Consider the following 2,077-nt stretch of genomic DNA (forward strand, 5'->3'; position numbering starts at 1 on the left):
GCGCCGGCGGGGCCGGGGGTGCGGGGGGGGGAGGTGGCGGCGGTGGGGGTCCGGCTGGCCGCCCGGGGTGGGATGCGGGCGTAGGGGCGCGGTCGGGGGGCCCCCGACCCGGCGGGGCCGGCTCGGCCCGCCGCGTTCGGGGAGCCCGAGGAGTATCCGACCCGCCGCGACCTCGTCGAGCGGTACGAGCGTGAGACCGGCATCGAGTACGAACACGGCCGATTCTACCGGACGCTCGCAGTGTACAAACTCGCCGCGCTGGGCGAGATGTTCTACCGGCGGTACCTCGAAGGAAACAGCGACGACCCGATGTATCCCCTGATGGAACAGCGGGGTTCCGCTCTTGCTCGACGCCCCGAGCGGATAATCGAGGGGAACGAGCCGTTGTAGGGCCGAGACCACACCGCTCCCGCGAGAGGACGTTCACGCACGAGACACTGTTGCTCTGCTATGGTGGGCCGGTCGATAGGCATCTTGGAATGTAGGAGCTGCATCCCCACATCGGGGAGTTCACTAACAACACTTACTATAGTAACGTTATCAAATACTATTGTTTGATATTGACCGAATGAAATTTACATATGTAGATTTTGTCAGTGGATTTAAGTTGACACGTTCCGAAACAGATGGATGAATGACAAACACTAACATTGAGAAGGTGTCCGTACTCGGAGCAGGGAACATGGGCCACGGAATCGTGGAAGTCGTCGCTATCGCCGGATACGACGTCACGATGCGCGACGTTGAGGAGGACCTCGTCGCCGACGGATACGAGGATATCAAGTGGAGTTTAGAGAAACTGGCCGAAAAGGACCGCCTTGACGAGTCCGTCGATGACATCCTCGACCGCATCGACACTGCGGTCGAACTGGAACCTGCAGTTGCCGACGCCGACCTCGTTATCGAGGCCGCCCCAGAGCGGATGGACCTCAAGAAGGACATTTTCGGCGATCTCGACGCATTCGCGCCGGACAACGCGCTGCTCGCGTCGAACACGTCAAGCCTCAGTATCACGGAGATGGCTCCCGCGACCTCCCGACCCGAGGACGTGGTGGGGATGCACTTTTTCAATCCGCCGGTGAAGATGGACTTGGTCGAGGTTATTTACGGCGAAGAAACCAGTGACGAAACCGCCGAGGTCGCCTATGAGTTCGTCGAATCGCTCGACAAAACGCCGATTTACGTCCGGAAGGATGTCCACGGGTTCGTCGTCAACACGGTTCTCGGGCCGTTCATCGACGAACCCGCGTGGATGGTTTCGAACGAGGAGGGGACGATCCGCGAGGCGGACGCCGCTATGGTGCACCGACGTGGCTACCCAATGGGACCGTTCGAACTCGTAGCCCTCTCTGGAATCGACGTGGGGTATCACGTCCGAACGGAGGCCGGGCGGCCGATACCGCCGATCATGGAGGAGAAGGTCGAAGCCAACGAACTCGGCCGTAAGACGGGACGGGGGTACTACGACTACAAAAATGGTGACGGGGTCAATTACGAACCCAGTGACGGTGAGCGTTTCGACACGCTGCGCATTGAGGCCCGTATGGTCAACGAGGCCGCACGACTAGTCGGCGACGACGTGGCGACGCCCGATGAGATCGATACTGGGGTCCGTCTCGGCCTCGGCTTCCCGGAGGGTATCTGCAGGCGCGGTGACGAAATCGGACTCGATGCAGTTCTCGATAAACTCCGGAGCCTCCACGAGAAGACGGGAGCAGACCGGTTCGAACCTGACGACTATCTCGTCGAACTCGTTGAGCAGGGCCGGACGGGCGAGGACGCAGGGACGGGGTTCCACGACTACGGTTCGGACGGCGGTGACGGACCGGGTGAGTACCGGCTACTGAACTATGTGTTATCCGGAGACGGACTGCTCGAAGTGGAACTCGACCGCCCGGAGCGCATGAACGCCCTCTCGATGGATCTTCTCGGCGAAATTGACGAACTGCTATCGTCAGTGAACTCCGACGACATGCGGTGCGTCACGTTCGAAGGTGCGGGCGGCCGCGCCTGCAGCGCCGGGGCAGACATCGGCGGCTTTGCGGACCTCGACCCGACCGACGCCATGGACGTGACG

1 protein-coding gene and 1 pseudogene are annotated in these 2,077 nt (G+C 61.4%); both read left to right on the forward strand.

Features of this window, described 5'->3' with window-relative positions; genetic code table 11:
• Positions 1-102: 102 nt before the first annotated feature.
• Positions 103-390, forward strand: a pseudogene (locus QT222_RS01935) (phosphotransferase family protein); the annotation flags it as partial.
• Between the two features lie 244 nt (positions 391-634).
• On the forward strand, positions 635-2,077 hold a 1,443-nt coding region (locus tag QT222_RS01940; RefSeq protein WP_491476132.1), incomplete at its 3' end, for a 3-hydroxyacyl-CoA dehydrogenase/enoyl-CoA hydratase family protein.

This window comes from Haloferax sp. s1 (assembly GCF_058382125.1).